General features: G+C 60.3%; 17 protein-coding genes and 1 pseudogene. 9 read left to right on the top strand and 9 right to left on the bottom strand.

Going from position 1 to position 22,556, the window contains the following annotated elements:
* Positions 1-17: 17 nt before the first annotated feature.
* Both EGT36_RS30280 and EGT36_RS30275 read right to left on the bottom strand, forming a co-directional pair.
* Positions 18-1,007, bottom strand: a complete 990-nt coding sequence (locus EGT36_RS30280; RefSeq protein ID WP_035226482.1) for a Gfo/Idh/MocA family protein — start codon at positions 1,005-1,007, stop codon at positions 18-20.
* Positions 1,008-1,009: 2 nt separating this feature from the next.
* A complete protein-coding gene (locus EGT36_RS30275) occupies positions 1,010-1,987 on the bottom strand; it encodes a Gfo/Idh/MocA family protein (protein ID WP_035226480.1) in 978 nt (325 codons plus the stop codon).
* 200 nt (positions 1,988-2,187) lie between these two features.
* On the opposite strand from EGT36_RS30275, the gene EGT36_RS30270 reads away from it, so the two are divergent.
* Positions 2,188-2,940 (top strand): IS6 family transposase, encoded by a 753-nt coding sequence (locus EGT36_RS30270; RefSeq protein WP_035226475.1) that lies wholly within the window; start codon positions 2,188-2,190, stop codon positions 2,938-2,940.
* 667 nt (positions 2,941-3,607) lie between these two features.
* Here the strand turns inward: EGT36_RS30270 and EGT36_RS30265 are convergent.
* The 7 genes from EGT36_RS30265 to EGT36_RS30235 all read right to left on the bottom strand — a co-directional run bounded on the left by EGT36_RS30265 (position 3,608) and on the right by EGT36_RS30235 (position 13,282).
* Positions 3,608-4,252: a CBS domain-containing protein gene (locus tag EGT36_RS30265; protein ID WP_286084382.1), complete on the bottom strand. Its 645-nt coding sequence runs from the start codon at positions 4,250-4,252 to the stop codon at positions 3,608-3,610.
* Positions 4,253-4,285: 33 nt separating this feature from the next.
* Complete coding sequence (locus EGT36_RS30260) at positions 4,286-6,679, bottom strand: phosphoketolase family protein (RefSeq protein WP_035226471.1); 2,394 nt, start codon at positions 6,677-6,679, stop codon at positions 4,286-4,288.
* Positions 6,680-6,696: 17 nt separating this feature from the next.
* On the bottom strand, positions 6,697-7,020 hold the full coding sequence (locus tag EGT36_RS30255) for a hypothetical protein (RefSeq protein ID WP_035226469.1): 324 nt from the start codon (positions 7,018-7,020) through the stop codon (positions 6,697-6,699).
* Between the two features lie 164 nt (positions 7,021-7,184).
* Positions 7,185-8,225 (bottom strand): alcohol dehydrogenase AdhP, encoded by a 1,041-nt coding sequence (gene adhP, locus EGT36_RS30250; RefSeq protein ID WP_035226466.1) that lies wholly within the window; start codon positions 8,223-8,225, stop codon positions 7,185-7,187.
* A gap of 93 nt (positions 8,226-8,318) precedes the next feature.
* Entirely contained in the window at positions 8,319-9,431 is a 1,113-nt protein-coding gene (locus EGT36_RS30245) for an ABC transporter permease (RefSeq protein WP_035226464.1), read from the bottom strand.
* A gap of 3 nt (positions 9,432-9,434) precedes the next feature.
* Positions 9,435-12,218 carry a ribosome-associated ATPase/putative transporter RbbA gene (rbbA, locus tag EGT36_RS30240; RefSeq protein ID WP_035226462.1) on the bottom strand — a complete coding sequence of 928 codons (2,784 nt, stop codon included), beginning with the start codon at positions 12,216-12,218 and terminating at the stop codon, positions 9,435-9,437.
* Positions 12,215-13,282: an HlyD family secretion protein gene (locus EGT36_RS30235; RefSeq protein WP_035226460.1), complete on the bottom strand. Its 1,068-nt coding sequence runs from the start codon at positions 13,280-13,282 to the stop codon at positions 12,215-12,217. The genes rbbA and EGT36_RS30235 overlap by 4 nt, the downstream gene beginning before the upstream one ends.
* Before the next feature lie 1,080 nt (positions 13,283-14,362).
* Here EGT36_RS30235 and EGT36_RS30230 point away from each other — a divergent pair.
* The 8 genes and pseudogenes from EGT36_RS30230 (at position 14,363) to EGT36_RS30195 (ending at position 22,179) form a co-directional block, all read left to right on the top strand.
* A complete protein-coding gene (locus tag EGT36_RS30230; RefSeq protein WP_286084387.1) occupies positions 14,363-14,980 on the top strand; it encodes a TetR/AcrR family transcriptional regulator in 618 nt (205 codons plus the stop codon).
* Between the two features lie 175 nt (positions 14,981-15,155).
* The gene (locus EGT36_RS30225; RefSeq protein WP_035226457.1) at positions 15,156-16,571 is read left to right on the top strand and encodes a bifunctional enoyl-CoA hydratase/phosphate acetyltransferase; all 1,416 of its coding nucleotides are present in this window, start codon (positions 15,156-15,158) and stop codon (positions 16,569-16,571) included.
* Positions 16,568-17,743 carry an acetate/propionate family kinase gene (locus EGT36_RS30220; RefSeq protein ID WP_035226456.1) on the top strand — a complete coding sequence of 392 codons (1,176 nt, stop codon included), beginning with the start codon at positions 16,568-16,570 and terminating at the stop codon, positions 17,741-17,743. The genes EGT36_RS30225 and EGT36_RS30220 overlap by 4 nt, the downstream gene beginning before the upstream one ends.
* Positions 17,744-17,746: 3 nt before the next feature.
* Positions 17,747-18,463: pseudogene (fabI, locus tag EGT36_RS30215) on the top strand (enoyl-ACP reductase FabI).
* A gap of 125 nt (positions 18,464-18,588) precedes the next feature.
* Positions 18,589-19,707, top strand: a complete 1,119-nt coding sequence (locus EGT36_RS30210) for an alpha/beta hydrolase (RefSeq protein WP_035226453.1) — start codon at positions 18,589-18,591, stop codon at positions 19,705-19,707.
* A gap of 46 nt (positions 19,708-19,753) precedes the next feature.
* Positions 19,754-20,356: an HdeD family acid-resistance protein gene (locus tag EGT36_RS30205; RefSeq protein WP_051796448.1), complete on the top strand. Its 603-nt coding sequence runs from the start codon at positions 19,754-19,756 to the stop codon at positions 20,354-20,356.
* Positions 20,357-20,717: 361 nt separating this feature from the next.
* Positions 20,718-21,563 carry a universal stress protein gene (locus EGT36_RS30200; protein ID WP_035226450.1) on the top strand — a complete coding sequence of 282 codons (846 nt, stop codon included), beginning with the start codon at positions 20,718-20,720 and terminating at the stop codon, positions 21,561-21,563.
* A gap of 85 nt (positions 21,564-21,648) precedes the next feature.
* Complete coding sequence (locus EGT36_RS30195) at positions 21,649-22,179, top strand: DUF1269 domain-containing protein (RefSeq protein ID WP_035226447.1); 531 nt, start codon at positions 21,649-21,651, stop codon at positions 22,177-22,179.
* Positions 22,180-22,556 lie beyond the last annotated feature (377 nt).

The raw sequence follows: 22,556 nt of genomic DNA, 5'->3' as shown, positions 1-22,556 counted from the left end.
CGGGGCAAGGACCGCCCTCACCCTTCGATGGCGACTTCACGCCGTTCCCGCGAAGCTTTGAACGCAGCCTCGATACAGGCGACAACATGTAATCCGTCCTCACCGGTGACCGGGGGCTCGCAGCCTGATGCCACGGCTTCGGCAAATGCCTGCCATTGACGCACTAATGCCTGCCCGGCGATATCCGGCTCCATCGAGTTGTCGAGCGGCTCCCAGTGCATGCGGCGCCCAAGCGTCACGCCCTTGAAGAAATCGACGGCAAGCACGCCGCCGTCGCAGACGATCTCGTCGCCAGAAATGAAGGCCCCGTCGCGGTAGCCGATGCTCGCGACCTGTCCCGCCGTGTCGTCACCGAAACGGATGAGCATCAGCGCTACATCATCGGCGTTTTGCTTGTGGAAGGCCGTCGCGGTGACGGCGCTGACGTGCGTAGCACGGCGACCGGCGAATGCCAGCAGCCGATCGAGCGCGTGGATACCAGCGGTAAAGAGCATGCCGCCGCCGGTGGTGGCGTCGAGATGCCAGTCGCGACGGTTTTCTTCCATCCATAGCTTGATCATGCGGCTTGAACCAAATCGCATGCCGCCGATTTCGCCGCTGTCGATGATGCGACGGGCAGCAAGGAAAGGAAGAGTGAACCGCATCGTATGGCCGGGCATCAGCGTTACTCCAGCCTTGGCTGCGGCGCTGAGAACTTGGCGGCACTGCGCAACCGTCGGCGCGATCGGTTTTTCGATCATGATGTGCTTGCCGGCCTCGGCTGCCGCCAGTGCTACATCGGTGTGGAGATGGTGCGGCAAGGCGACCACCACCGCATCGACCTCGCCGTCGGCGAGCAAATCGTGGTAATCGACATAGGCTTTGCCGCCGAATTCAGACGTGAAAGCCTTCAGTCCGATCGCATCGTTGCGGCAGGAAGCGACCAGCCGGGCCGTCCCTGCTTTTTGAAGCGCGCGGGCGTGCGCCGCACCAAAATACCCTGCTCCGATGATACCAACGCCCAGCATGTTCAAGCTTCCTTCTTTGCCATTGCATAGCAGCGGTCAATGATGTCCATCGCCCGCCAGTGATCCTGGAGCGTTACGGCGGGTTTCTTTCCGCTCTCGAGGCGGTCGATCGTATCGGCCATCACGTTGTCGTAGCGGCGCGCCACCGGAGTTGCGGCAACGTCGCGAACCTTGCCGTCGTCCAGGGTAGCGACCTGCAGATGCCCGCCAAAGTCAGTCAGGCTCGCATTCCTCGCCGACACGCGCCACTCGAAGATCCCTTGCGTCATCGAAGCGAAGGTATAGCCGGCCTCCACAAGCCCGATGCTCCCGTCTGCGGCTCGAAGAACGACGAGAGCGTAATCCTCGACTGACGTGCCATGCAGCTGCCGGCCGAAGCTGACACTCTCGACGTCGATGTTCTGTCCACCGGAGAGATTGACGAAGGCGTTCACGCCGTGGATGCCAAGATTGCGCAAAGCGCCGCCGCCGCTGATCGAGGCGTCGAGCACCCAACCGCAGCCGTCATCGACATAGCGCTGTGGAGGCCCGTTGATCAGCCTGAAATGCGAGTGCGAAACCTCGCCGAGCCGATCCGCTTGGCGCAGCGCCGAGACCTCAGCCAGCAGTGGGCTGAAACGGTGCGCAAGGGCGACCGAAACAAACGATCCATGTCGCTCAGCCAAATCGGCGATCGGCTTCAGCACCGCTCCGGAAACACCGACGGGCTTTTCGATCAGCATCGGTATCCCGGCCGAAACAAACCGGCTTGCCATCTCGGCCATTTCCGCCGGGCGCCCCATGACCACGGCCAACTCGGGTTTCGCTGCTATTGCCTCATCAACACTGGCAGTCGCCCTGCCGCCGTATGTGTCGGCGAACGCCGTGGCGTGGGTCGATACCTCATCCCAGGCCGCGACAATTTCTGCGCCCGCAGCCTTGGCCGCTTCAGCATGCATTCCTGCGTGCCAGTGACCAACGCCGAAGAATGCCATTTTCATATCCGATCTTCCCGCGCTCAATGTGTTGACAGATATCCTACAAGAGGATTATCCATATCCCATATAACATTGCCGAGCGCAAGGATGTGTCGACAGGAGGTCCCCGGGAGGATTGGGGGGCGTGTCGCAAAGTTTTTCGTTAACGCTGACTTGAGATTTCGGTGATGAAAAGGCGCTCCGATTTGTTGGAGTGCGGATTTATGATTCTCAATGCCATTGTCGAAAAGCTGAAGCGCCGGTCGAAGGACGATTTCAAAGGACGGCAATTCGAGGCATGGCTGATTATTCAGGCGGTGTCGTGGTATTTGCGTTACCCGTTGAGCTATCGCGATCTGGAAGAAATGTTCAAAGAGCGCGGTTTCGACGTGGATCATAGCAGCATCAACCGGTGGGTTCTGGCCTATGCGCCGATGATCGAAAAGCGGCTGAGACGCTTTCGAAAGCCGCATTGTGGTTCAATCCGGATCGACGAAACCTACATCAAAATCCGGGGCCAGTGGCGTTATCTTTATCGCGCCATCGACAAACACGGCAATCCGGTGGACTTCCTGCTGACCGCAAGGCGTGATCGGGATGCCGCCAAACGCTTCTTCCGCAAGATGTTGAAGGACGAACCGTTGCTCTCACCCGGCAAGATCGGCACCGATGGCGCTGGAACCTTTCCGCCTGCAATCAAGAACGGTGTGGAGGAAAGGCTTCTCCCGCCGGACCCGGTCCATTACGTCACCAAGCATTTGCAGCAAGGCATTGAAAGCGATCACTTCCGGGTGAAGAAGAACATGCCCAAGGTGGGCGGCTTCCGAACGTTCAACACCGCGAGGCGAACGATCGCCGGGTTCGAAGCCATGCTGTGGCTGCGGAAGGGCTTCGGCTTTTCCGGCGGCTGGTCTGTCAACGACCAGAATGATCTCATCGCATGCCTCTTCGGACTTCAAAAAGTTAACAAAGCATGAAAATGCAGCCCGTTACGGCATGACTGCGCCCGCCGAAAAACTTTGCGACACGCCCGCCTCGTGCGGTTACGAATGGAGAAAGACGTGCGGGGCCAGAAGGAATTGATGCTTCCCGTCTCAAAGATTGGCTGTTCCGGAACGCGTCGGCGCCGATCCGCTTGGGCCCACTTCAGCCTCAACAACGCAGCGATAGCCTAAGCGCGTACGCTGCTCGCGCTTGAGGAGCTGAAGCGGAAGGGAGTATGTATCCGACCTTTCGCTGCTGATCGTTGTGGTCCCCACGGCACGATGGATCGATGCAGCAGCCATAGACAGCCCCGAGTACCTGCATGGGGCGACGCGGCAACGGTAGCGGTGAAGTACTCGTACGTCTCCATCTGGCTCCCTCCTCATCGACCCGGATAACGGAGTGGAGACCTCACAGCTATCGCGCTACGGCTGCGGACGACTCCAAGGTCAGACCCCCACTACACCATCGAACTTTGTGGCACAGGGACATAAGCGTTTAGCCCTACTTTCCGAAGCTATCTTACGTTACGGAACCGACGTTAGCGCCTCCTCTGACGACGGCCGACGTGCCTTTCCCAGCTGTGGGCATGGCGCGAGTCGGCGATGATAATTTTGTCATTTCATGGCCTCAAGGCGGCCACCTGGCAGTTCGTTAAAATTAAGGGGAGACTGACAAGCGATTGACGAAGCTATAGCCGCCCTGGATATTCTCGATGAGCACCTGGACCGCGCGCTTTTCGAGATTGTCGGTGACATTGCCATCTAGGTAGATGCATCCGCCATGGACTGAAACTGAAACCCGCTCCTTGTCAATGCCCAGGTCTGCGTTGAGACGGGCTCTGATGGCACGCTCCATCGCCTCTTCCCCGGAGGCGATTGCATCTGATCGTATATCGACGATTGACCGAAGAAGATCGACTCGGCTAACGAGTCCGACCAGCCGGTCATCTTCCACCACCGGTACGCGCTTGATCTTGTACCGGAATAGCAACTCGGCCACCGTTGCGACCGACGCATCGCTGGTCACAGTAACGACCTGCGTGGACATGAGATCGCCCACCCGCCAGCTGTGACCCTTGATATACGTTTCGAGGTCACGCAGGGGCGTGTCGCGCACCGGGTTCTCACGCTTGGCACCTGCGCCGAATTCCACACGCCGCAACAAGTCGCCTTCGGTAATTATGCCGGTGACGACGTCGTTTTCATCCACCACCGGAATGCCGCTGATACCCTCGTTCACCATCAGCTCGATCGCCGTACGAACGCTGTTGGTCGAGTGGATGGTCCTGACCTTTCTGGTCATGATGTCTTTCGCAAACACGTTTTCGTCTCCTATTCACTGATGAGCGGAAACGGACCGCTCCGACCATACCCAGTCCTTGATCTCGGGAAGATCGTCGAAATGCTTACGAATGTAGATCTCGTGTTCGCGAAGCAGGCCGGTACAATGCGCGGCGAGATCGGCGTTCTTCTCCATCATGGCCGGCACGTAACGCATTACGTCGAGGCAGAGATGCAGCCGGCTGATCTTGTTGAGAACCACCATGTCGAAGGGTGTCGTTGTCGTGCCCTCTTCAAGATAGCCGCGCACATGAAACCGGTCATGCGCCTGGCGCCCGTGAAGAAGATCGTGGATGACACCTGGATAGCCGTGGAAGGCGAAGATCACGGGCGCAGTCGTGGTGAAGATCTCGGTGAACTCCGTATCACTCATCCCGTGTGGATGACGATCAGCCGGGCACACCCGCATGAGATCGACGACGTTGACGACACGCACCTTTAGATCGGGAGCAAGCTCGCGCAGGATCCAGGCAGCGGCTATCGTTTCCTGTGTCGGAATGTCGCCCGCACAGGCGAGAACCACGTCAGGCTCTTCCGGCTGATTGCTATACATGTCCCACACGCCCGCGCCCTTGGCGCAATGTGCTTTAGCCTCTTCCATCGTCAACCACTGCAACTGAGGCTGTTTGTCGATAACAACGAGGTTGAGATAATTGTAGCTGCGGAAGCAATGGTCAGCGACCGACAGAAGGCAGTTGGCATCCGGTGGCAGGTAGACGCGGGCAACAGCCGGCTTGCGGTGGATGACAGTGTCGATGAAACCCGGACCCTGGTGGCTGAAGCCGTTGTGGTCGTTTCGCCAGCACGTCGAGGTCAGCAAGTAGTTCAGTGACGGGATGTCGGCTCTCCAGGGCACGTGCTTAGCGTGCTCCATCCATTTGCCATGTTGCATCGACATCGAGTCCACAACCATGGCAAACGCCTCATAGGTGGCAAACAGGCCGTGCCGACCGGTCAGCGTGTAGCCTTCCAGCCACCCGTGGCAGCAATGCTCGCTGAGCACCTCCATGATGCGGCCTTCCGGCGAGATATGATCGTCGCCAGGCAGGATTTCACTGACCAGGCAGCGATCAGAGACCTCAAAGACAGCGCCGAGGCGGTTTGAGTTTGTTTCGTCGGGGCAGAACAGGCGGAAGTTGTCGGGATTGCTTTTGTAGATATCGCGAAGGTATTCCCCTAGACGAGATGTCGAACCGGCACGCAGTTTGGCTCTTTCGTCGAACTTCACCGCATAATCCTCGAAATCCGGCAGTTTCAATGGGATGGAGAGTTTACCGCCATTGGCGTGGGGATTTGCTCCCATGCGCCGTTCACCTGCCGGAGCGAGTTCGGCATACTCAGGCCGAAATGCGCCATTCTCGTCGAACAGCTCTTCTGGCTTGTAGCTGCGCATCCAGTCTTCGAGAATGCGCAGATGGTCGGGTTTGGTCAGCACTTCCGAAACCGGCACCTGGTGCGCCCGGAAAGTGCCCTCGATCGGCAGGCCGTCGACGATCTTCGGGCCTGTCCACCCCTTTGGTGTGCGCATCACGATCATCGGCCAGCGTGGTCGTCCGCGAATCTCTCCTGAGCGCGCCGATAACTGGATCTGGCGGATCCTGAGGACAGCCTCTTCCAAGGTTTTCGAGAATATCTGATGCACGATCTCCGGCACATCGCCTTCGACGAAATGCGGCTCATACCCTTGCCCCTCGAAGAATTTGGCGAGATCCTCGTCGCTGTGGCGGGCCAGCACCGTGGGACCGGCGATTTTATAGCCATTCAAATGCAGGATCGGCAGCACGGCCCCATCCCGGGTTGGATTGATGAAGTCGATGCTTTTCCAGCTGCCGGCGAGGGGACCGGTCTCGGCCTCTCCGTCGCCGACGACTGCAGTAACAAGCAAACCCGGGTTGTCCATGACGGCGCCGAAGGCGTGGACGAGCACATAGCCCAGTTCGCCGCCTTCATGGATAGATCCGGGCGTCGGTACGCTGACGTGGCTTGGAACGCCGCCTGGCGTCGAAAACTGCCGGAAGAGACGAAGGAGACCGGCTTCGTCCTGGGTCACCTCCGGATAAAGCTCTGAATAGCTGCCTTCGAGATAGACGTTGGCAACAAGCGCCGGCCCACCATGTCCGGGACCGGCCATGTAGATCGCGTTCAGGTCGTATTTCTTGATCAGCCGGTTCATATGCGCGTAGATTAGGTTCAAGCCGGGGGATGTACCCCAGTGCCCGAGCAGGCGTGGCTTGATATGATCGACGGTCAGCTTCTCGCGCAGCAGAGGATTGGCCAACAAATAGATCTGCGCCACATTCAGATAATTCGCTGCTCGCCACCAACCGTCAATCTTGTGGAGTTCATTGGCGCTGAGCTCTGGAGCCGCGTTGCTTCGGGTTTCAGTCATAGTCGGTCCTTACAATATCATTGAATTTGGAACGGGCTATCTAATAGGAATGCTTCTGAGACGTCGGATCCGATAGTCTTCTCGTTGCAGGCCGGCATGGCAACGAAATCAGACTCGTTCCTCCATTCTTGTATCAGAAGCCGAACGACGTCCTGGCTCGTCGACATCAACGATTGCGCGATTGAATCAATCGCAAAGCCGACATCGCCGCCGAAGGCAATCTCTCCCGTATTCCAAACGCGAGCGGCAGAAAGGCGTAAGGCATCACGCATATCCGCCGTCACTGTTTCTGCGATAATGTGCTCGAGATGAAGCGGTGCCGGAGGCGGGTCTATCGTCATAGCCGTTCCAATCCTTCTTGAGGCGCTGAGGGTGCTGCCAGACGGCAAACGCTGAGCGAAATAGCGTGGCGCACATGAGCATCCACACTGATCTTGGCGACGTCGCGGGCCATGGTGTCAGACGCACTCATGCTCATCCCCATTTGAAACGCGCCTTGATCTGATCAGGCGGCTTTGCCTGTCATGTCGAGCACGACGCGGCCTTCAACACGGCCAGCTTTCAACTCCCCAAAAACCCGGTTGATGTCCTCGAGCGGCGCCGAGGTGACATGCGCCTTGACTTTGCCTTCGGCAAAGAAGGCGATTGCCTCATCCAGATCCCGGCGTGTGCCGACGATGGAGCCCCGCACGGTAATGCGCTTCAAGACGACATCGAAGATAGGCGTCGGGAACTCACCAGGTGGCAGTCCAACGAGGGCAACGGTGCCTTTTCGTCGAACTAGCTGAAGCGCCTGCGAGAATGCTGGCGGTGATACGGCGGTGACCAGAACGCCGTGTGCGCCGCCATTTGTCGCCTGAAGCGCGTCAGTAACCGCATCGGGACTCCGCGCATCGAGAGCCAGATCGGCACCGGTTTGCCTGGCCAGAGCAAGCTTTTCAGGTGCGACATCCAATGCAAGCACCTTCAATCCCATTGCCTTGGCGTACTGGATGGCAACCTGGCCCAAGCCACCGATGCCCGAGATCGCCACCCACTGGCCGGGTCGGACTTCGGTTTCCTTGAGCCCCTTGTAGGTCGTCACGCCCGCGCACAGTATGGGCGCCACGGCTGTGAAATCGACATTGCCGGGCAGTCTTGCGGCGAATGCAGCGTTGGCGATCGCATATTCCGCGAAACCTCCATCACAGCTGTAACCCGTGTTGTGCTGATGTTCGCAAAGCGTTTCCCAACCCGTCTCGCAGTGTTCGCATCGCATGCATGCGTCGTGCAGCCATGCGATGCCGACCGCATCGCCGATCGTAAAGTCCGTCACGCCCGGGCCGATGGCCGCCACGGTACCGGCAACCTCGTGGCCGGGAATGAAGGGCGGGGATGGTTTGACCGGCCAGTCGCCGGAGGCGGCGTGCAGATCGGTATGGCACACGCCACAGGCCATCACTTTGACCAGCAGTTCCCCAGGTCCGGGCACGGGTACCCGAACGCTTTCAATCGTCAGCGGCGCACCGAATTCATGAACGACCGCAGCCCTCATGTGTTCTTGCATGGCTAGGTTTTCTCCTGTTGCGGATTGAATGGTATGCCTTTCAATTAAAGCGGCTCGGATTACGTCTCACGGTCATCGTGGCCCAACCTTTGCCTATCGCAGGAAGCTTCGGAAGCGGCGCAGGGCAAGGACGAAAAGCGCCGCGCTAATCAGCACCAGCGCCAGCAACTGCGGCCAGACAACGTCGAAGCCCGCTCCGCGAAACAGAATGGACTGAGCCAGGATCACGAAGTGAGTGTTAGGCGCCGCCAGCATGATATCCTGGATGATCAGCGGCATGCTTTCGCGCGGCGTGACGCCGCCCGACAGGACCTGAAGTGGAAGCAGGACCAGCATCAGCAGCAGGCCGAACTGCGGCATGGAACCGGCGACCGTCGCCAGGAAGATCCCCATGCATGTGGTGGCGATGAGTTGCAGCGCCGCGCCTGCGAGAAAAAGACCGACAGAACCCTGGATCGGCACCTGGAGAACGCCCTGCACCACGAACACGATCGACACGGCCGAAGCGACAAGGACGACGAGCCCCATCGACCAGATCTTGCTCAGCATGATCTCCGTCGGCGTCACCGGCATCACAAGCAGGTGCTCGATCGTACCATGTTCGCGTTCGCGTATCAGGGCCGCACCGGTCAGCACGATCGAGAGCATGGTGATCGACGAGATCACATTGGTGATGGCGCCGAACCAGCCCTTGTTGAGCTCCTGGTTGAAGCGGGAACGCAGAGTGAGATCGACGGGAACGTCGCTTCCTCCCCTGTAGCGGTTGAGATATTCGCTGACTTCGCTGGAGATGATGGACTGGATATAGCCGCCGCCGCTGAATGCCTGCGACATGCGTGTAGCATCGACATTGAGCTGGATCGTGGGCGCTCTGCCGGCGAGCAGATCGCGCTGGAAATTAGGCGGGATGTCGAGGGCGAAGGTATCGATGCCCGCATCCATGCGGCTGTCCATGTCGTGCTGCGATATGATCTTCGGGATGGAAAAATACGGCGGGTAGAAGGCGGTCAGGATGCGGGACGAGACGGGTGACTGGTCCTCATCGACGATGGCGATGGCAGCCTTGTTGAGCGTCTCGGGCATGGAGGTCGATGCCGTATAGACTGACAGGGTGAAGGCATAAAGGATCAGGACGACGAGCATCGGGTCTCGGGCGAGACCGCGGAGCTCCTTGACGCCGAGTTGGGCGATATTGGCCAAGCGCATGGATCACCCCGCCTGTTTCTTGAGGAGCGCCGCGCCACTGGCAAGAAGAACCGGGACAGCGATCAGCAGCGGAATGAAAGACGCCGCAAGATCCTTGAACTCCAGCGCCTTGGAGAACGTGCCCCGCGCGATCGTCACGAAATAGGTCGTCGGATAGATCTGGCCGATATAGGCGCCTGCTCCCTGAAGGGACGACACCGGATCGATCATGCCGGAATATTGGACGGCCGGAATGAGCGTGATCAGCGCGGTTGCGAAAATCGCGGCGATCTGGCTGCTCATGAAGGTGGAGATCAGCAGTCCGAGCCCGGTCGCCGCCGTGACGTACAGAAGAGCCGCACCCGTCAGCGTCAGGAAGCTGCCGGTCAGCGGTACATCGAAGATGAAGACTGCGAATGCCGTCAACATGAAGAAGTTGAGCATGGCGAGCGCGATATAAGGCAACTGCTTGCCGAGCAGGAACTCGATGCGGGTGACGGGCGTCACGTAGAAGTTGATGATCGACCCCAGTTCCTTTTCGCGCACCACGCTCAAAACCGCGAGCATGGCCGGGATCATCATCAAAAGCAGCGGAATGACGGCCGGCACCATGGCTTTGAGGCTCTCGACACTCGGATTGTAGCGGTAGCGAAGGGCGATCTGGAAGTTGCCGGTCGTTGCCGCGTCTCCGTAGAGTTCACGCGCCTTCTGGGTCAGCCATGTCTGATGCATGCCCTGCACATAGCCCCGCACCGTTTCGGCTCGTGAAGGCATCGCGCCGTCGATCCAGGCGCCGATCTCGACCTTGCTGCCGCGCGCGACATCGCGCCCGAAGCCTGGCGGTATCTCCAAGGCGAGGCTGAGTTCGCCGTTGCGCATGCGCCGGTCGAGGTCATTGTAGTCGATGATCGGCGCCTTCTCCGTGAAATAGCGCGATCCGGCGATCTGAAGCGTGTAGTCGCGGCTGATCGTCGTGTCGTCCCGGTCGAGAACGGCAAACGCCAGGTTTTCGACATCCATGTTGATGCCAAATCCGACGACGAACATGAGGATGACACTGCCAAGGATGGCGAGCGTCCCGCGGATCGGATCGCGGCGCAGTTCCAGCGCCTCACGCCGGGTATAGGCAAACATGCGGCGCAGGTTGAAGGTGGAGTTGGCGGATGAAGCCGCTTGGGGGGCGATGACTTCATCCGCCTCTTCACGCTGCGCGATTGGGGCGGGCGCAGCTGAAGCCTCACCGATGGCCTCTTCCAGGTAGGAAATGAAGGCCTCTTCCAATGTCCCGGCGGACCGCTTTTCGACAATGGCGCGCGGCGTATCGCTGACGAGAACCTTGCCGGCATGCATGAGCGAGATACGGTCGCAAAGCTCGGCTTCGTTCATGAAATGGGTCGAAACGAAGATGGTGACGCCGTCCTTGCGCGACAGGTCGGAGAGGATCTGCCAGAACCCGTCCCGCGCCACCGGATCGACCCCCGATGTCGGTTCGTCGAGGATCAGGATGTCGGGGGCGTGGATCATCGCCACGGCAAGGGACAGTCTCTGCCGGATTCCGAGTGGCAGCGCATCGGGCAGGGCATCCATGATCTCGTTGAGATCGAAGCGTTCGGCCATCTCGGCGATGCGCGCCGGGATTTCGTCGGGTGGCAGGTTGAACAGCCGCGCATGCAGATCGAGGTTCTGGCGAACCGTGAGTTCGCTGTAGAGCGAAAAGGCCTGGCTCATATAGCCGACCTTGCGCCTCACCTCGATATCATTGGGGTCGACCTCGTGGCCGAACAGCTTCGCGGTGCCTTCGCTTGCCGGCAGAAGGCCGGTCAGCATCTTCATCGTGGTGGTCTTGCCGCAGCCATTGGAGCCGAGGAACCCGAAGATTTCACCGCGCGGGATCTGGAAGCTGACATTGTCGACCGCGGTAAAATCCCCAAAACGCATGGTCAAGTGTTCGGCTTCGATGGCGAAGTCGGCCTGGTTCTCCTCGGATCGGGGCGGTATGACGACCTCGTGGTGGCCGCGACGTCGCTCTTCCGGAAGGAGCGCGACGAAAGCGGCATCGAGGTTGGCGGCACCCGTTCGCGCGAGCAACTCGTCGGGCGTGCCGGTCGCAAGGATCTTGCCGTCATCCATGGCCACCAGCCAGTCGAAGCGCTGTGCCTCCTCCATATAGGCGGTCGCAACGATCACGCTCATCGACGGGCGGTCGCGGCGGATATCGTCGATCAGCTCCCAGAACTGCCGGCGCGACAGCGGATCCACGCCGGTGGTGGGTTCGTCGAGAATCAGAAGATCGGGGTCATGGATCAGCGCGCAGCAGAGCCCGACCTTCTGTTTCATGCCGCCGGAGAGTTTGCCGGCCGGTCTGTCAGGGAAGGGCGCCAGCCCGGTGCGCTCGAGCAGGTCGCCGATGCGCTGCTCGCGCTCGCGCTTGTCCTGCCCGAACAGCCGCGCGAAGAATTCGATATTCTCGAAGACGGAAAGCGTCGGGTAGAGGTTCTTGCCGAGACCCTGCGGCATGTAGGCGATCTGTGGGCAGGTCCGGTCACGATGCTTCTTGCTGGCGATGTCGCCGCCCAGAACCTCGACATGGCCGTCCTGGATCTTGTGAGCGCCGGCGATCAGGCTGAGCAGACTGGATTTTCCGACACCGTCGGGACCGATCAATCCGACCATGATCCCGGCAGGAATGTCGAGACTGACGGCGTCGAGCGCCCGCGTCTTGCCATAGGACAGACTGACAGCCTTGACCGTCACAACAGGGGGAGAGAGCGTCTTTGCATCGTGCTCTCCTGGCGAAAGGCTGCTCATTTGACCAGAGCCTCGGTGAGGTGAGCGGGCCATTCGGCATCCTGTGCGATGCGGACATAGGCCATGCCAGGAAGCCCTGTCTTGACATACTGGATATGCTCGCGCAGCAGGTCGGGGGATATCTTGGCCCTGATGCGGAACATCAGCTTCTGGCGCTCCTCCTCGGTCTCGACCGTCTTCGGCGTGAACTGTGCGACGTCCGCCACGAAGCTTGCCGTAGCGGGGATGACGTACTGGGGAGCGGCGTCGAGAACCAGACGAACTTCGGATCCGATCTGAATGCGGCCCGCCTGCTCGGTCGGCAGGAAGAAGGTCATGTAAACGTCGCTCAGATCGACGATGTTGAGGACGCGGCCTCCTGACGACAGCACTTCACCGGGCTGCGCGACGCGATATTGCACACGGCCTTCTCGCGGCGACCTCAGCGTGCTGTCGTTGATATCCGCGACGATGCTTTCAATCGCTGCCTGGGCCGCCACGACGGAGGCCTCCGCATCGATGATCTGGGCCTTGGCCGCGCCGATGGCAGCCTCTGAGGCGGACAGCGACGCCTTTGCCGCCGCAACGGCTGCGCGTGCTCTTTGCGCTGCCGCGCGGTCGTCATCAAGCGTCTGCTGCGAGGTCGTATTGGTTCTGATCAACTGTTCGGTGCGGGCGAGTTTCCGCTCTGCGGCGTCCTGTTCAGCTTCGCGCTGGCCGATCACCGCAGCGGCAGCTTCCCGCTCCGCCTCGCGCTGGGACAGAAGGCTTTTTGCGGTATCGACGCTGATCACCGCGCGCTGCAGCGAGGCCTCGGCCTGCTTTTTCTGCGCCTCGAGCTGCTGGGTATCCATGACGGCGAGCACCTGGCCTGCGCTGACGAACGCGCCTTCGTCGACCAGAATCTCCTTGATGCGTCCGGGGGTCTTCGTGGAAATGTCGATTTCGGTCGCCTCGATGCGGCCGTTTCCGCCGGCGATCCCGGCCGGCAGCCCCCCTCCATCATAAATGCGCAAGGCGTAATAGGCGGCGGCAATGACAGCAATGACAACGATCGCGACGATCCAGTTTTTCAGCGATTTCACGAGCGAGCCTCCCCTTGCGCGATGGTTGCAGAAACAGGCTGCCGGGGGCCGCGGAAAAGGTTCGATGTCATCGTGCAAGTTGTCGGTGTCATGAGGGGGAGCCTGCCTTGGTCGCGGAGACCCGATATCGGGCATGCGCGAGACGTCGCCGCTGCCCTGCCGGATTGAAATTGGAGGAACGATCTGACGCGATCATCGAGATATTTCTGAAGCCTGACAAAGATGACGTGGCGTTGCCATCCGCCTGCTTTGCGTGTCTGCAAGGCGGTTCGCCCTGGGGGCGTTGGCTCGATACTTGAAGGAAGTCCCGCTCCTGGCGGTTCTTTAGGCGTGTTCTTCATTGGCAACCTTAATATTTGTGTGAAGAACTGCTGCTAGCCCCAGTATCGTCACCGCATGTCTGGAAATCTGAAGCATATCATCAGCCGATGACCAGCATGTCAATGATCCCGACCGAATTTGTCGTCAGTTGATGATCGTTGCAGGGATGCGACCTTCGCGTTGGGGACATAGCCGGAAGGGCGCGATGCCGGGAGCGGGCACTGTCGCCCGCCGTCGGCATCGGGCACGCCATCAGCCGACGAAAGCGGAGATGATTAGAGCGTTGACGCGGCAGAACCGTCGATCATGCAGGCGGCAAGCAAGCCGATGGTGTTGCCTGCGACGCCCAGGCACGCTCATGCCAACAATGTCCTGATTCAGGATGACACAATCACGAGAAAGAAGAATGCCCGGGGGCAACCATCGGTGATCAATGTCTTGATATTCGCCTTTTGATTCCAGCGAAAAACAGCGAAGTAGGAAAATTGCGCAATCTAAGATCGAAGAAGACGTCTCATTCAAGAACCACTTAGGCGGGGACGACCACGAGATTGCACAGTAGCCAGCTGATGACAGACTCCGGCTTGGCATACGTTCGCAGCACTAGCGTGTTCAGAATCACGATCTTGCACTACGCTTCCGGACGCGTGGACAGAGCGGAACAGTAGTCCACTTCCATCGTTCGGAGATGGCAGTCATCAGTCGTTGACCGGGGGCTGTTATGCCGATAACCCTTTTACCGTCAATCTGGAGAGATGTATGCCCAAGCGACTGATCCGTCCCGCCGCGGACGATACCACCCGGGAGCGCATCCTGAAAGCCGCGATTTTGCGCTTCTCCACCCACTCCTACGAGGAAACCGGGCTGCGAGACATTGCCGCCGATGTCGGCGTCGACATGGCCTATGTTCATCGCTCCTTCGGATCAAAGGAGAAGTTGTTCCGGGAAGCCGTCAAGACCATGATACGTCCAGAGGTCTGGCTCGTCGGTGAGGCAAGTGAGCTGCATATGACGCTGGCGGAAGACGTGCTTGCCGAAAAAGGCGCCAACGAAATCCGGCCTTTTGACATCCTTGCTCGATCTTTTTCCAGCCCCGAGGCTTCACGTGTTTTTCGCGAGCTTATCGACGACGGGTTCGTCACACCTTTCGCTTCCAAATGCCCGGTCGTGTCAGAGCAGCGCGCGGCAATAGTCGCCGCGTTCCTGGCCGGGGTTAGCATCCTTCGTCACGTTATCGGCACTCCGGCCCTCCAGAAGAGCGGAAATGATCGTGAACTGACGGCTCTGGTCTCTCAGGTCGTCGAGTTCATCATGAACGAAGACAAGGAATGCCAGACCATGACGACTACCATGCCAATTAGTCCGGAGCCGCAATGAATCATTTGAACGTGCCGCAAATCGAGGCAGCCAAATTCCTTTACGGCACTCTCGACATAGAAGCCTACCACGCCAATGATCGAAGGCGCGAGGCGCTGAGCGCGGCTAACCGACACAAGTCGCTCTGTCACTGCCAAAGCGCCCGGCGCCTACGTGTTCCACAAGTGAGAGGGCGATGGCTGACAGCTCGCTGACAAATTATACCTTCACCGACTTGCGGGTTGGCGATACCGCAAACCTCACACGGGTCGCAGGTCGCAACGACATCGATCTGTTGGCGGCGATGGCCGGCGGCAACATGCCGGCTCCTGGCGATGCGGCACCGGAGGCAATGACCGTCTTCGACGATATCGTTGCCAACGGGCTTTGGACAGGAGCGCTGGTCTCGCGCGTGATCGGCACAAGGCTTCCGGGGCCAGGGACGATCTATCTGGGACAGGATTTCCGCTTTGTGAAGCCGGTCGCCGCCGGCGACACGATCACGGCAACCGTGCGGGTTGTGCAGAAAAACCCGGATAATCGCACCGTTGCACTGGAGACGATCTGCTCCAATCAAAAAGCCGAATATGTCCTGACCGGCACGGCCATGGTGATCGCGCCCGACAAATCAATCGAATGGACCGAAGCGCCGCCCTCCGTCGCATTGCCGGATACGAAACGTGCAAGCCGCTATGAAGCCTTTGTCGCGGAAGCCCGTAGCCTCCCACCGGTTCGGGCCGCCATCGTTCACCCGTGCTCCGCCGGAGCCATCCTGGCTGCGGTCGAGGTGCGCCAACAGGGCCTGTTCGAGCCGCTGCTGGTCGGGCCGGAAGCGAAGATTCGCGCCGCCGCCGGCGCCGCGGGGATCGATCTCGGCGATATGGCGATCGAGGACGTTCCCCATAGTCATGCGGCAGCCGCGCGCGCCGTGGAACTCGCGGTCGGCGGTGCGGTATCGGTTCTGGTCAAGGGCAGCCTGCATACCGACGAGCTTCTCGGCGCCGTCGTTGCCACCGGGTCTGGTCTCAAGACGGAACGGCGCATCAGCCACGTCTTCGCGCTTGACGTCCCGGCCTACGACAAGCCGCTGATCGTCACCGATGCCGCAATCAACATCCAACCGACACTCGACCAGAAGCGCGACATCTGCCAGAACGCCATCGACGTTCTTCGCGCGCTAGGCGTCGACGAACCGCGCGTGGCGGTGCTCGCGGCGGTCGAAACCGTCAATGCGAAGATGCCGTCCACGCTCGACGCTGCCGCGCTGACAGTCATGGCGGCGCGTGGCCAGATCACAGGCGGGCGTGTGGATGGCCCGCTTGCCTTCGACAATGCCATCAACCTCGATGCGGCGAAGACGAAGGGCATCGTCTCTCCCGTCGCGGGTGAGGCCGACATCCTGCTCGTGCCGGATCTCGAGGCCGGCAACATGCTCGCCAAGCAACTGATCTATTTCGCGGGGGCGACCGCGGCCGGCATCGTGCTCGGCGCCCGTGTGCCGATCGTGCTGACCAGCCGCTCCGATCCGCTTTCGGCGCGCATCGCCTCGGCAACGTTCGCAAGACTGCTCGTCGCCCGCAACCAGGTGCCCGGTACGGGAGCCACGATATGAGCGAGCAATTGCTTGTCACCTTCAATGCCGGCTCCTCCACGGTCAAGATTGGCCTGTTCGCCCTTGCGGACGGCAGCCTTACGCGCATCGGCAAGGGAATGATCGATTTCCGCAAGGCGCCACTGCGCTTCGAGCTTTCCGAAGGGCCGGATCGCTTCGATATCGAACTGGAAGCCAAAGCCGGAGACGAGCTGGACGAGGTTTTGAGCGAAGCCTTCGCCCGGCTCTCATGGCATTACGATTTGTCCGGCATCGTCGCGATCGGTCACCGCGTGGTGCACGGCGGCGACCTGTTCGACGGGCCAGTGCTGATCGACGATCAGGCGATGGCGCAGATGGAAGCGCTCATACCGCTCGCGCCGCTCCATCAGCCGCAGGCGCTGCGCCTTGTCCGGGCGATCACGCGCCTTCGGCCGGAAATCAGGCAGACCGCCTCCTTCGACACGGCTTTCCATCGCACGCATGCTGAAGTCGTACGCCGCTTCGCCCTGCCGAGGCAGCTCTACGAAGAGGGTATCAAACGCTACGGCTTCCACGGCCTTTCTTATCGATCGATTGCCAACCAGCTTCTCAAGAACTGGCCAGAGCACGCGCCGGGCAAGGTCGTTGTCGCCCATCTCGGCTCCGGCGCCAGCCTTTGCGCGATGCACAACTGCGTCAGCCGCGACACCAGCATGGGCTTTTCGACGCTGGACGGCGTGCCGATGGCGACGCGCTGCGGGGCGCTCGATGCCGGCGTGGTCATGCACCTGGCAAAGACCGGTCGCGATCTCGGCGAAATCGAGGATCTCCTTTATCACCGCTCCGGTCTCTTGGGCGTGTCGGGCATCAGCGCCGACAGCCGCGTGCTTCTGGACAGCGACGAGGGCCAGGCGAAGGAAGCAATCGAGCTGTTCACGTTCAGGATCGCCGGCGAGATCGCCCGGCTTGCCTCGACGCTCGGCGGTCTCGACACCCTCGTATTCACGGCCGGTATCGGCGAACACCAGCCGGCGATCCGGCAGGACATCTGCACGCGGCTGATGTGGCTCGGCATCGACCTCGACCCTGAAGCAAACGCCGGGAACCGCCCGGTCATTAGCAGTCCTGCCAGTCGTCTCACCGTCCTTGTGATCCCAACCGATGAGGAGCAGGTGATCGCCACTGAGGCCTTGAGAATTTCGGGAGGCTGAGCGATGGCTGCGCTCGTCGATCTGTTCGGGAAACGTGGCCTCGTCGTCGGCATCGCCAACGATTCCTCCATCGCGGCCGGCTGTGCAGCCGCGTTCAGGGGCCGGCGCCGATCTGGCGGTCACCTATCTCAACGACAAGGCTGCGACGTTCGCATTGCAGGCCAGCTCGAGGCGGTGTTCGACACCATAGCGAATGAATGGGGCGGTCTCGATTTTCTGCTTCATTCGATCGCCTTCGCGCCGCGAGAGGACTTGCAGACGAGCATCGTCAACTGCTCGGCCGAAGGCTTTGCGCAGGTCATGGATATATCGTGCCATTCCTTCATCCGGATGGCGCGGCTCGCCGCCCCGCTGATGAAGGAAGGCGGATCCCTGATAACCGTCAGCTTTTTCGGAGCTGAGCGCGTCGTCGACAACTACAATCTGATGGGACCGGTGAAGGCCGCGCTGGAAGCAAGCGTACGCTACCTGGCCGCGGATCTCGCAGCGCAGGACATCCGCGCCCATGCCCTGTCTACCGGGCCGATCGCCACCAGGGCAGCCTCGGGTATCGAGCGTTTCGACGAGCTCATCGACACGGTGCGCGAGCGCACGCCATCGCGGCGCCTTGTGAGTATCGCAGAGGTCGGGCGTATCGCCGCATTCCTGGCGAGCGAGGCGGCAACGCCTCTGTCGGGGTCGGTGGTCTACGCCGATAACGGTTTTCACATCACGGCCTAGCCGGAAGGCTGGCTGCCGGCAAACTACATCGACGTCGCCGCTTGCGCGGCGGCAGGACGAACTCTGTCGTACCGAGAGGCGCGATGGTTCCAGCGCCTCTTCAAAACAAGAAATTGGTTCAGTCAATGCGTGAATTCAGTCTTCGCCTTACGCTTCTGCTTCTCACGAGCCTGCTTGCAGCCTGTGCCGGTCGCCCCGCCCCGGAACTGCTTGCCCAAACCGCCGAGACCCTTCCGGGAGCGAAGCTCACGACGGTCTATGTGGCGACCACGCGAAAGCGCGACGAGAACGGTGTCTATACGTCCGGGCGGTCCCGCGAGGTCAGCTACATCCGCTACGGGATATCCATCCCGCCGGGGCACAAGGCCGGCAATGTGGAATGGCCGAAATCGAAGCCGAATCCGAAGACGGATTTCGTCACGGTCGAGCAGCGGGTTCTCGACGCGGCGACATTCGAGGCGGAGGTAACGCGCAAGCGTAACGGCAAACCGCCGAGCGTCGGCGTGTTCGTGCACGGCTACAACACGAATTTCACCGAGGCCGTCTATCGCATAGCCCAGATGACGGCGGACGCCGGTGTCGATGCCGCTCCAATCCTGTTTGCCTGGCCGTCCGAAGGCGCTCTGAGCGGCTACGTCGCCGACAAGGACGCGGTGACGTTCTCGCGCGACCAGTTGGCGGATCTGCTCGGCACGCTCGCACGCAAGGAGACGCAAGGCCCCATCACGCTCGTCGGCCACAGCATGGGTGGATGGCTGACGACGGAAGCCGTGCGCCAGCTGCGGCTTACCGGCAAGGACGCGGCGATCCGTCGACTGCAGGTGGTGCTGGCGGCGCCCGATATCGATGTCGATGTGTTCGAGGCACAGCTTGCGACGATTGGGCCGCTGAACCCGCCGATGACAATCCTTGTTTCCCAGGATGACAGGGCGCTCAAGGTCTCGGAATTCCTGTCCACTGAACGTCAGCGCCTGGGCAGGATTGACGTGACGGATCCGAAAGTCGAAGAGGCGACGCGCAAGGCGAATGTGCAGGTGATCGACATCTCGGATATCGAGGCCTCAGACAGCTTCCGACACAATCGTTTCGTCGGTCTCGCCGCCTACTATCCGAAGCTCTCGGGCCGGGATGGAAGCCGCAACCCCCAGAATCTCAGGCAAGCCGGAGCCTTTGTCTTCAATTCGGCCGGTGCGGTCCTTTCCAGCCCGTTTGTCCTTGCCGGCAAGATCGTCGGTGGAAACTGACCCGACGCGGCGCAGCTTTCTTCATGTTTTTTAGAGGAGAATACTTATGTTGACCATTTATACCGCAAGCCTCGACGCCACCGACCTGCAATTGCTGCGGTCACGATGGCGATGGCTGCTGGGCGCAGGCATCGTGCTGGCGCTGATCGCGCTTGTCGCCCTCTCCAACCTCTTGCTGGCCACGATCGTTTCCGTCCTCTTTGTCGGTGCGACGATGCTGTTGGCGGGTGCGGCGCATATCGTCTTTGCGTTTCAGATGAAGCGTTGGAGCCAGACTTTCGGTTTGCTCCTGGTTGGCGGGCTTTATGTGCTGGCCGGTCTGGTGACATTCTGGAACCCGGTCCTGGCATCCACTTTCCTCACACTACTGATGGCTCTCAGCATGCTCGTGGCAGGCATTATGAGGACTGCCGCCGGTCTGGCGATCCGCCCTGTTTCAGGTTGGCCGTGGCTCGCGGCCGCTGGCGTCGTCACGGTGCTCGTTGCCCTGATCGTCCTTGCGGGCTGGCTGGTCAACAGTCTGTGGATCATCGGCGCGCTGCTGGCGATCGACCTCATGTTGACCGGCTGCGCGCTCAGCGCATTGGCGCTTGCCTTGCGGCGATCGCCAGCATCGAGCGCAATCGCTGATAAAAGATCCGGAGCGTAAAACCCGATGAGACAAACAAAGCCGTTCACTGTGGAGGTGCGAAGGAAGCGTCGCGCTAAAAAAACTGACGCAGGCTCTATCTGGTGCGCACCGGAGACGACAGCCGAAGCCAGCCGGGGCAAGGGGGAGCAAGAGGGAAAGCAAGAGGGGACGCTAGAAGAGCCAGAACCTGAAGGCGACAGCGGAGAACGCCTTCAGCGACCGTGTCGGGAGTAGCATGCGCGCGGCAGCCAGGCCTGCGGACGACAATCTTTGTAGCGCGCCACGCAAGCAGGTTTTCGTCACCCTGCTGATCATCAGTTGTTGACTCGCGGGGGGCGATCGTTAGTTTAGGGCCATTGCTGGTCGGCAAGGGGATGGAATGAATACGCCAAAAGATATCGTCGTCTATATCGATACAGCGGATGCTTCCATCTGTCGGGTTTATATCGACTATGCTGTAGATCTTGCGCGCTCATGGGACGCGCATTTGATTGTTGCTTTCGTGCCAGAAGATTTGATCGCCAATCCCTCTCATGGCTTTGCTCGAGGGGCGGCGATCGGAAGCATGATAGCGTCCTACGAAACACGCAAGCATGAGGCCGAAGAGCGGCTGCGTGCACTCCTGGCGGAGATTGCGGCCGCAACCGGCGTCCAGTGCGAACTCAGGATATGTTCAGGCGAAACGGGCGAGGCGCTGATGCTGCATGCCCGTCATGCATCGCTTGCCATTGTTGGGACAGGGCGTGAACCCGCTCGCGCGGAGACGGCTCTCACGGTTTCGGAAGATATCATCTTCGCGTCCGGGCGGCCGTCGATCCTTTTACCCCCTTCATGGCCGGAAGGCGGCGCGCCCGAAACGATCGTGATCGGCTGGAATGCCAGCCGGGAAGCGGCCCGCGCCGTCGCCGATTCCATGCCTTTCCTCGCGGCCGCTCGCGCCGTGCACGTTGTCGTTGTTCCAGAGCCCAAGGTTGCGCGGTTGCTGGGAGAAGACCCCGGCAGCGATATCTCTCTCCATCTTGCGCGCCACGGCATCAAGGTGACGCTCGACCGCCTGGAAGGCGGCAACGCCGGCGAGCTTATTCTGGCCCACGCAGAAGACCTCGGCGCTGAGATGGTGGTGATGGGCGCCTACGGGCAGCCCCGTATCACTGAGTTCGTCTTCGGCAGTGCAACCCGGACGCTCCTGGCAAACCCGGAGGTTCCGATCTTTCTGTCACGATAAGTGCCGTCGCTCCGGGGGTTGGGTAAGCACGCCTGAGCGAAGGGCAACATTCACAAAAGAGACTATAACAGAGGAGTAGCAAATAATGTCCGATCTCGTTGTTGTCGGTTTTGACACGGTTGATGAAGCCGACAAGGTGCTTCTCAAACTCGTTGCGCTGAAGAAGGAATATCTGGTCGATCTGGAAGACGCGGTGGTCGTTGTTCGTGACGGCGAAGGGAAGGTCCATCTCAAGCAGAGCCTCAACCTGACCGCCCTTGGCGCTACGTCGGGCCTTCTGTCGGGTACGCTTTGGGGCGGCCTGGTGGGTCTGCTGTTCCTCAATCCTCTGGCGGGCATCGCCATCGGTGGCCTGACCGGGGCCGGTGTCGGCGCCTTGTCCGGGTCACTTGCGGACTACGGTATCGATGATGCGTTCATCAAGTCACTGGGTGAGACCATTCCAAACAATTCCTCAGCGCTGTTCGTTCTTGTGCGAAAGGTTCAGCCTGAGAAGGTCCTGGCCGAGTTTGAAGGTCTGCGAGGCCGGGTTCTCAAGACATCCCTTTCGCCAGAACAAGAAGAGAAGCTGAAGATCGCGCTGTCGGAAAGCCTGCCCGCTTCGGGGCATGCCTGAAGCAGTAAAACCTTGAACCGAACAGGGAAAGGGCATGCACGATTTTTCGTGCTCTATTTTTCCTGGTGGCCCGATCCCGCGTGCTCCGTCCTGACCAACACCTGCGGCCGCCGAGTGCAGGGCGTGCCGCCGGCTGCTCGTCGGCTTCCTCTGTCTGGGCGGTCGGTTTGGAACAACGATCTTTGCCATCCTGATGAGCAGCATTTGGCACCCTGACTCTGTCGTTTTGTCCATTCATGTAAGACGGAGGGCGAGGCGATATGCCTAACATCCGCCCACCGTGCAAGGAGAGACGGTTCTGGGGGCGCTTCTTGGTCGGCCCGACACTCATCGCGTGAAAGCGGTCGTCCCGTCAGTGGCTGACCGCTCCACGTTCT

The sequence above is a fragment of the Agrobacterium sp. FDAARGOS_525 genome (genome assembly GCF_003938925.1).
GTDB classification, from domain to species: domain Bacteria; phylum Pseudomonadota; class Alphaproteobacteria; order Rhizobiales; family Rhizobiaceae; genus Agrobacterium; species Agrobacterium pusense.
The sequence above is the reverse complement of the archived record's forward strand: the minus strand, read 5'-3'. Positions and strand labels throughout refer to the sequence as shown.

Excerpts from the sequence above, each read along its gene's own strand:
- EGT36_RS30280 (WP_035226482.1), bottom strand. The coding sequence starts at position 1,007 with ATGCTGGGCGTTGGTATCATCGGAGCAGGGTATTTTGGTGCGGCGCAC.
- EGT36_RS30275 (WP_035226480.1), bottom strand. The coding sequence starts at position 1,987 with ATGAAAATGGCATTCTTCGGCGTTGGTCACTGGCACGCAGGAATGCAT.
- EGT36_RS30270 (WP_035226475.1), top strand. The coding sequence starts at position 2,188 with ATGATTCTCAATGCCATTGTCGAAAAGCTGAAGCGCCGGTCGAAGGAC.
- EGT36_RS30265 (WP_286084382.1), bottom strand. The coding sequence starts at position 4,252 with ATGACCAGAAAGGTCAGGACCATCCACTCGACCAACAGCGTTCGTACG.
- EGT36_RS30260 (WP_035226471.1), bottom strand. The coding sequence starts at position 6,679 with ATGACTGAAACCCGAAGCAACGCGGCTCCAGAGCTCAGCGCCAATGAA.
- EGT36_RS30255 (WP_035226469.1), bottom strand. The coding sequence starts at position 7,020 with ATGACGATAGACCCGCCTCCGGCACCGCTTCATCTCGAGCACATTATC.
- adhP (WP_035226466.1), bottom strand. The coding sequence starts at position 8,225 with ATGCAAGAACACATGAGGGCTGCGGTCGTTCATGAATTCGGTGCGCCG.
- EGT36_RS30245 (WP_035226464.1), bottom strand. The coding sequence starts at position 9,431 with ATGCGCTTGGCCAATATCGCCCAACTCGGCGTCAAGGAGCTCCGCGGT.
- rbbA (WP_035226462.1), bottom strand. The coding sequence starts at position 12,218 with ATGAGCAGCCTTTCGCCAGGAGAGCACGATGCAAAGACGCTCTCTCCC.
- EGT36_RS30230 (WP_286084387.1), top strand. The coding sequence starts at position 14,363 with ATGCCCAAGCGACTGATCCGTCCCGCCGCGGACGATACCACCCGGGAG.
- EGT36_RS30225 (WP_035226457.1), top strand. The coding sequence starts at position 15,156 with ATGGCTGACAGCTCGCTGACAAATTATACCTTCACCGACTTGCGGGTT.
- EGT36_RS30220 (WP_035226456.1), top strand. The coding sequence starts at position 16,568 with ATGAGCGAGCAATTGCTTGTCACCTTCAATGCCGGCTCCTCCACGGTC.
- EGT36_RS30210 (WP_035226453.1), top strand. The coding sequence starts at position 18,589 with ATGCGTGAATTCAGTCTTCGCCTTACGCTTCTGCTTCTCACGAGCCTG.
- EGT36_RS30205 (WP_051796448.1), top strand. The coding sequence starts at position 19,754 with ATGTTGACCATTTATACCGCAAGCCTCGACGCCACCGACCTGCAATTG.
- EGT36_RS30200 (WP_035226450.1), top strand. The coding sequence starts at position 20,718 with ATGAATACGCCAAAAGATATCGTCGTCTATATCGATACAGCGGATGCT.
- EGT36_RS30195 (WP_035226447.1), top strand. The coding sequence starts at position 21,649 with ATGTCCGATCTCGTTGTTGTCGGTTTTGACACGGTTGATGAAGCCGAC.